The 6977-nt window shown below is 64.2% G+C and carries 7 protein-coding genes and 2 pseudogenes; 3 read left to right on the top strand and 6 right to left on the bottom strand.

The annotated features are described in order from the left end of the window. Positions 1-549, top strand: a 549-nt coding sequence (locus A5777_RS10840) for an AraC family transcriptional regulator (protein ID WP_156529346.1), incomplete at its 5' end; no start/stop codon positions are given. 110 nt (positions 550-659) lie between these two features. Here the strand turns inward: A5777_RS10840 and A5777_RS10835 are convergent. Next, positions 660-1980, bottom strand: a pseudogene (locus A5777_RS10835) (IS256 family transposase). Between the two features lie 1201 nt (positions 1981-3181). Here A5777_RS10835 and A5777_RS10825 point away from each other — a divergent pair. Together A5777_RS10825 and A5777_RS10820 are read left to right on the top strand one after the other, a co-directional pair. Continuing rightward, positions 3182-3607 (top strand): STAS domain-containing protein, encoded by a 426-nt coding sequence (locus A5777_RS10825; protein WP_138985343.1) that lies wholly within the window; start codon positions 3182-3184, stop codon positions 3605-3607. 9 nt (positions 3608-3616) lie between these two features. Continuing rightward, on the top strand, positions 3617-4051 hold the full coding sequence (locus A5777_RS10820; protein ID WP_007240629.1) for an ATP-binding protein: 435 nt from the start codon (positions 3617-3619) through the stop codon (positions 4049-4051). 126 nt (positions 4052-4177) lie between these two features. Here the strand turns inward: A5777_RS10820 and A5777_RS25750 are convergent. From A5777_RS25750 to A5777_RS10800, 5 genes and pseudogenes are all read right to left on the bottom strand, one after another. Next, positions 4178-4264, bottom strand: a pseudogene (locus tag A5777_RS25750) (low molecular weight phosphatase family protein); the annotation flags it as partial. After that, positions 4261-4689 carry an arsenate reductase ArsC gene (locus A5777_RS10815; protein WP_064862671.1) on the bottom strand — a complete coding sequence of 143 codons (429 nt, stop codon included), beginning with the start codon at positions 4687-4689 and terminating at the stop codon, positions 4261-4263. The gene A5777_RS10815 and the pseudogene A5777_RS25750, both read right to left, overlap by 4 nt. 30 nt (positions 4690-4719) lie before the next feature. Then, positions 4720-5403: an arsenate reductase ArsC gene (locus tag A5777_RS10810; protein WP_064862670.1), complete on the bottom strand. Its 684-nt coding sequence runs from the start codon at positions 5401-5403 to the stop codon at positions 4720-4722. Continuing rightward, positions 5403-6512, bottom strand: coding sequence for an ACR3 family arsenite efflux transporter (arsB, locus tag A5777_RS10805; RefSeq protein WP_064862669.1), 1110 nt, complete (start codon positions 6510-6512; stop codon positions 5403-5405). The genes A5777_RS10810 and arsB overlap by 1 nt, the downstream gene beginning before the upstream one ends. After that, positions 6509-6889 carry an ArsR/SmtB family transcription factor gene (locus A5777_RS10800; RefSeq protein WP_064862668.1) on the bottom strand — a complete coding sequence of 127 codons (381 nt, stop codon included), beginning with the start codon at positions 6887-6889 and terminating at the stop codon, positions 6509-6511. Before A5777_RS10800 ends, arsB begins: the two co-directional genes overlap by 4 nt. Positions 6890-6977 lie beyond the last annotated feature (88 nt).

The following is a 6977-nucleotide window of genomic DNA, read 5'->3' as shown; positions in this document are numbered from 1 at the left end:
CCAGCTACCGTGAGAACCCGGTCCCAGCAGAGGCCGGAACCAACTAACCGAGCCTCCAGCAAACCCGGGGCGATTCACTTCGCAACGTTCCAGATCCGTGGTAGCTGCCTGATCGAGCAGGCCGACCACACCCACCTCGCCGCACCCGGATCGCTGTTCATCTACGACAGCTCCCTGCCGTTCCGCATGCACGCCGATGGACCCTACGAGCAGGTGGTCGTCCAGGTGGGCGCCGATCGCGCCTTCGCACTGGCCGGCATGGACCGCACCACCGATATCCTCGCCACACCCATGGAGTGTTCTGGAGTTCTCTCCGCTGTGTCTGCATTCTTCACCCAACTGGCCCACTACCAGACCGACTACACGCTCATGGACTACCTGCGCAGGGCCCGCGTTGAAGCCGCACAGAACCTGCTCCGCAACCACCCCACGAAGTCTATTTCTCACATCTCGCGGGAAGCGGGCTTTAACGACGAACGCTCGTTCTACCGCACCTTCCGAACCATCACAGGCATGACGCCGAACGACTACCGCGAACAGTTCCATTAGCCGCCCGGCCACGCAGTCGTCTCCCCCGCTCGCCTAACCGAACCAGCATGCACGCCGCCTGGTTTCCCGACGTGGGAGTATCAGATTAACGGTGTAAGTGGCGTTTTCGGTTAGTTGTCCTCGCTGGCCGGCATGCGGTCGGCGAAGGTGATGGCGAATGCGTTGAGTGCTGGTTTCCACCGCATTGTCCATCGTTTCTGTCCGGTGCCGGTCGGGTCGAGCGACCGGGTCACCAGGTACAGGCACTTTAGTTAGCGCCGATTGCTCGTTCGGGAAATGCCCACGAGCCCGCACTGCGCGCCGGTAGCGGGCGTTGAGTGACTCGATCGCGTTTGTCGAGCAGATCACCTTACGGACCTCGATGTCGTAGTCGAGAAACGGTATGAATTCTTGCCATGCGTTGCGCCACAACCGGATAGCTGCCGGGTACCGGTGCCCCCACTCGGCGTCGAACGCATCCAGCGCCTCGGCCGCGGCTGCAGCGGTGGGGGCGGTGTAGATCGGTTTGATCGCCTTGGCGATAGCATCGCGGTGCTGGCGGCCGGCATAGCGGAATGTGCCCCGGATCAGATGGATGACACACGTCTGCACCACCGTGTCGGGAAAGACCGTCCCGACCGATTGCGGCAGGCCTTTTAGCCCGTCGCAGACGAGGAAGAAGATGTCGGCTACACCCCGGTTCTTCAGCTCGGTAAGCACCGCCAGCCAGTACTTTGCCGACTCACCATCGCCTTCACCTGCCCACATCCCGAGCACGTCACGATGCCCGGCCAGATCCACCCCGATCGCGGCGTAGATCGGCCGGGGCCCTACCTGCCCATCGCGGATTTTGACATGGATGGCGTCGATGAACACCGCGGCGTAGACGCGTTCGAGCGGACGGGCATGCCAGGTGGCCATCTCTTCGAGCACCCGGTCGGTGATCCGGCTGATCGTGTCTTTGGAGACCGCAGCACCGTAGATGTCGGCGAAATGGGCGCTGATTTCACCGGTGGTGAGCCCACGGGCATACAGCGACAGCACCACCTCATCCACATCAGTCAAGCGGCGTTGGCGCTTCTTCACGATCTGCGGCTCGAAGGTGCCCGCCCGGTCCCGGGGGACATCGATCTCGACCTGCCCACACGCATCAGTCAGCACGGTCTTCGACCGAGACCCGTTGCGCGAGTTGCCACTCCCACGACCACGCTGGTCGTGCTTGTCGTAACCGAGATGCTCAGACATCTCTTCATCGAGCGCCGTCTCGAGCACCGTTTTGGTCATCGCTTTGAGCAACCCATCCGGACCGGTCAGGCGGACCCCGGCCTACCGGGCCTGGCGGACCAGCTCGCGGGCTACCTCAAGTTCATCGACGCTGCGGTCCGCAGGCACCTCGACGATCCCGTCATCGTGTTCATCAGATGGCTCCACAGCCACCAGAGTGTCGGTCATGATGCGACCTTCCTGCCCCCGACACACCGAGGGCGGTAAGGCCACTTACACCGTTCTCACGACAGTCCCGACCTGGTGGCCCGCGGCCTGGGCGGGGTATGTCGGGGCGGTGTGGGCGACGGAGAAGGGGCTGGGCCTGGGGTCGAGACGTGCGCACCTCAATGTGCGCGCCCGGGATGCGGGGTCAGTCGCGGCCGCGGTTGGATGTCTAGTGTTCGGGATTCTCGGCTAGGTCGCGGGCATCGACCGCTGCGTTGTGCTCGTCGTCAGCGGCGTTGTGCTCGGACCTCGGCGGACTCGCGGTGGACAAGGCCCCGCCCCGGGGCGGAACGTTCGGCGGCCATGGCATGTATCGACGCCGCGCGTTCATGCGCCAGAACAGCGTCATCATGTCGTTGAGCTGCGGACGCGTGTGCAGCGACGGCGCGCGTCATCGACTCCCGGGCATGTGCCGCAGCTGCTGCCGCGGTTTCCGCCGTGGCCGGTTCGCCATCGGCCAGCCGCTGGCGACGTCGTTTCAACTGCTCCAGTCTCGCAGCATCCTTGCCCTGGGCATCTTGGCTCCCTGAGTCAGGTCTGTCGTCATCCACGAATCGATTCTCCCAGCTCGTTGCCGCTGGCGTACCCCGATCACGCAGGTGGCCTGGTTGGGGCACGACGATGACGTGGGCTCGTCGCCGCCAGCACGCGACTACGCGCCGGCGACGGCATGCGCCGAGACTTCGATCACCTCATCCTCACCGCACCCCAGCCCACCGGCTCCCCCAGCCCACCGGCCACCCCCGAGGTCACCACGCCAACGCACCGCCACCACGACGGACCGACCTCGCCCACCCAGTAGCCGAGCATGCCCCGGACAGCACAGTGCAAGAGTTTCCGACATCCCCAACCACATCTGATTTGACGAATCGACGATCCACCAGCTCGAATGCGAATCGCGCAATCGAATGCGCAATCTCGAACGTGGTGTCGTGTGACCGTCAGGGGAGGTCTTCCAGCACAGACCCGATGAAGGGCCGCGGCGCCTGACGTCCTCGCTCAACCCCATCGATGTCGGGCAGGCGACCATGACAAAATGGGTAGGGCGGTGCAGCAGGCAGCCGTCGTCATGTCGTCGGTCGGGACCGTGGCCGCTCATCAACTGTGTGGCCCCCTTCGATGGAAGCGAGAGTCACCAGTGCAGCCAAACAACCCTGACGCCGTGGTCGACCCTGACGCGGTGGTCGTCGACGACAGCGGAGACAACGCCGGCCGTGCGTTGCTGACCATCGTCTCCGCCCAGCACGAAGAACTGGTGATCCTGACCGTCCAAGGCAGCATCGACGTGCTCACCGCACCACAACTGTCCGAAGCAGTGACGAACGCGTTGACCGGTCAACCGCGCGGCCTGATCATCGACCTGACCACCACCGACTTCCTGGCCTCGGCCGGCATGGCCGCACTCGTCGCCGCGCACGAGGCCATCGCACCGACCGGACTGTTCGGAGTCGTCGCCGCCGCACCCGCGACGTCCCGGCCCCTGACACTCATGGGCCTGGACCAGACGATCGTCCTCTACCCCTCCCTCGCCCACGCCGTCACCGCCATGACCGACCCCACCGAAATGACCGGCACCCCGACTGGGTAAACACGGCGCGTGGACTCATCACAGCACCTCGATGGCGACTCCACCGGTGACTTCAAGCGCTCGGTCGCGGCCACCGCCGAAGCCGCCTACACACTGCGCGAACTGTTCACCCTCTGGGTGACTGCCACTGTCGACGCCGACACCGAACGCCGCGGCGACATCATCCTGGCCGTCTACGAAGCAGTCGCCAACGCCACCGAACACGCCTGCAAGAACTCCGCCGAACCCGCAACGGTCACCGTGCACAGCCGACACCGACCCAACGGCGCCCTCGAAATCACCGTCACCGACACCGGCACCTGGGACCCCAGCCCCTCAGAGCGCTTCCGCGGCCGCGGACTAGCACTCATCACCGCGCTCAGCGACACCCACGCACTCACCACCGGACCCGACGGCACCACCGTCACCATGTGCTGGCAACCGATGCCTGTCGTGACGTCATAACACAACATTATCGGCCATTTGTGTTGTGGCACAACGTAATTTGTCACCAGTGACGAAAGTGTACGGGAATCACGGGGTCGGGCGCATCGACGTGGTGCGAACGGTCATGGCACGACCAGCACATCTAGTGCCCGTTGTCGCCAAACCTTGGGCCATCACCGACTTGCCCCGGTTGCTCACGCACACAAACAGAACCGAGTGTGGTGTGCTCATCGCACGCTCGAGGTGTCGTCGGCAGGCGCGATCTCGGCCAGCAAGTCGACCACGAGCGAACGAATCTGATCGCGAATCGGGCGGACGGTATCGATGCCTTTGCCGGCAGGGTCGTCTAGGGCCCAGTCGCGGTAGCTGACGCCGGGGAAGACCGGGCAAGCGTCGCCGCAGCCCATGGTGATGACCACGTCGGAGGATTCGACGGTGTCGGGGGTGAGGATCTTCGGTGATTGGTCGGAGATGTCGATACCGACCTCGGCCATTGCCTTCACAGCGGCGGAATTGATGGCGTCGGCGGGGGCCGACCCCGCGGAACGAACCTCGACCCGACCGCCGCCCAGGGCGGTCAAGAACCCAGCAGCCATCTGAGACCGGCCAGCGTTGTGGACGCAGACAAACAACACGCTCGGTGTCTGTGCAGACATGGGAGCAGCTTCCTTTTCGGTGTGAAGGGGTTATGCAGGGTGCGGGGCGAGCTCGTCGAGCAACCGTTGAACGCGGGTGTCGAGGTCATCGCGGATTGCGCGCACTCGGTCTAACGGGAGGCCTTCGGGATCGGTGACTGTCCAGTCGAGGTACCGCTTGCCCGGATAGATGGGGCATGCATCACCGCAACCCATCGACACCACGACATCGGCGGCGGCGACGACATCGTCGGTCAGCGGTTTGGGGAAGTCGTTGCCCAGGTCGATCCCGATCTCGGTCATCGCCTCGACCACGGTGGGGTTGATCGAATGGACCGGCGCGGAGCCCGCCGATCGGACATGGACGCGGCCACCGGCCCGGTGGGTCAACAGACCTGCGGCCATCTGCGACCGGCCGGCATTGTGCACACACACGAACAACACCTCGGGCACGTCTTTGGCGATCGCCCCGCCGGATTGCGCCAGTGCGCGCAACCGGTCGGCAGCGAACCGGCTCGCCAACGAGGTGAGATGAGCCTGTACCCGCGAGGTACGGCGCAGCGCCGCATACGACTCAAAGACGCAGCGCTCCACCGTCTGCCGCGACACCACGCCCTCGTACTTCGCGGCCAAGTCCGCGGCAATACGACCGAGCACCACGTGGGGCATGAGCAGTTCGGGCTGTGCGCGATGCTCTCCTGCCGCCAGGCGTTGATCCAGGGTCGAGTCGTCCATCACTGTGCCTCCGTGACCGTACTCGGCTGAGCTGTCGACCGCGGGGCGGTGAAGCGTTTACGCAACGCCAGCGAGACGTAGACCAATCCCACGAGGACCGGCACCTCGATCAGCGGTCCCACCACCCCGGCCAGGGCCTGGCCCGAGGTGGCCCCATACGTCGCGATCGCGACTGCGATGGCCAGTTCGAAGTTGTTGCCTGCGGCGGTGAACGCCAGCGTGGTGGTGCGTTCATACCCGAGCTTCATGACAGCGCCGAACGCGTACCCGCCACCCCACATCACTGCGAAGTACACCAGCAACGGGACCGCGATCCGGACCACGTCGAGGGGTTGCGACGTGATCTGATCACCTTGCAGGGCAAAGAGAATCACGATGGTGAACAGCAACCCGTACAACGCCCACGGACTGATCCTGGGAATGAACTGCGATTCGTACCAGTCGCGTCCCTTGCTCCGCTCCCCTAAATACCGGGACAGGAACCCGGCGACCAGTGGGATACCCAGGAAGATCAGCACCGATTTGGCGATCTGCCACGGCGAGGCGTCGATCGTTGTCTGTTCCAGACCCAGCCAACCCGGTAACACCGAGAGATAGAACCAGCCCAGGACCGCGAACATCACGACCTGGAACACCGAATTGATCGCCACCAACACGGCGGCCGCTTCACGATCACCGCACGCCAGGTCATTCCAGATGATGACCATCGCGATGCACCGCGCCAACCCGACGATGATCAACCCGGTGCGGTACTCGGGCAGGTCGGCCAGGAAAATCCAGGCCAGCGCGAACATCAACGCCGGGCCGACAACCCAGTTCAGAACCAGCGACCCGATGAGCAGGCGCTTGTCCCCGGTCACGGTGTCGAGGCGGTCGTAGCGAACCTTCGCCAGTACCGGATACATCATGATCAGCAAGCCGATCGCGATGGGCAGCGAGACACCATCGACCGAGATGGCCGAGAGCGCATCGTTCAGGCCTGGGATCAACCGACCCAGGAGCAACCCGGCGACCATCGCCACCCCGATCCACACCGGCAAGAACCGGTCGAGGGTGGAGAGCTTGCCGACGACCGCGGGATGCTCCGGCGTGTTCGTAGCGGTACTCACGCGGTCACCAACGTGTCTGCGGTGGGATCCGCTGAACTCAGAATCGATGAAAGCTGCTGCAACGCAGCAGGAATAACCCAGTAATACACCCACGTTCCCCGGCGCTCGCAGTCGAGCAAACCCGCCTGCCGCAACACCTTGAGATGGTGGGAGATGGTGGGTTGGGACAGATCGAAAGATTCCGAGATGTCACACACGCAGGCCTCCCCGCCGGCATGGCTGGCCACCAAGCTCAGCAGCCGCAGCCGCGCCGGATCGCCCATCGCCTTAAACATGCGCGCGAGCTCCACGGTCGCATCGGCACTGAGCGGTTCCTGCACCAACGGCGTACAACACGCCTCGCCTGCCACGACAGGCAACTCGTTCTGCTTCGACATACGTCTATATTGACAGACCTCAAACTACCGAACAAATGAACATCGGCTGAACGCCAACTCTTCGGGCCAGCGGTCGCGCACGAACTCG

It is taken from the genome of Gordonia sp. 852002-10350_SCH5691597 (genome assembly GCF_001665715.1).
Lineage (GTDB): Bacteria > Actinomycetota > Actinomycetes > Mycobacteriales > Mycobacteriaceae > Gordonia > Gordonia sputi.
This window is presented reverse-complemented; position numbering and strand designations above follow the sequence as displayed.